The sequence below is a fragment of the Alicyclobacillus fructus genome, from assembly GCF_017329605.1.
Taxonomy (GTDB): Bacteria; Bacillota; Bacilli; order Alicyclobacillales; family Alicyclobacillaceae; genus Alicyclobacillus; species Alicyclobacillus fructus.
The window spans coordinates 1-254 of the sequence record NZ_JAFMTY010000121.1; the positions used below are offsets into that span (position 1 = coordinate 1).

The 254-nt window shown below is 60.6% G+C and carries 1 protein-coding gene; it reads left to right on the forward strand.

The genetic code is table 11. The features are described from left to right. The coding region (locus J3481_RS14550; RefSeq protein ID WP_206882544.1) for a hypothetical protein at nt 1-227 on the forward strand (227 nt) is incomplete at its 5' end. Nucleotides 228-254: the final 27 nt, after the last annotated feature.

Consider the following 254-nt stretch of genomic DNA (forward strand, 5'->3'; position numbering starts at 1 on the left):
TTGCTGTTTGCTGCGCCGCTGCTGCTATCGTCATGCCGCGCGTGGTTGCAGTTGCGGCAGCCATGCTGGTACGCAGCAATCCGAGCGCTGTTGTGGTTTTTGCCGCCCCGGCAGTAATCGCCGTAGTGGCGGTAACGCCCTCCATGCCCATTAAGCGTGCGGCGGCCCCAAATGCCATTGCTGCCACACGGGCGCCAGCCAAATACATTGCAAATTGGGTTAGTTGAGGGTATTGCTGCGCCAAGCGGGTGACG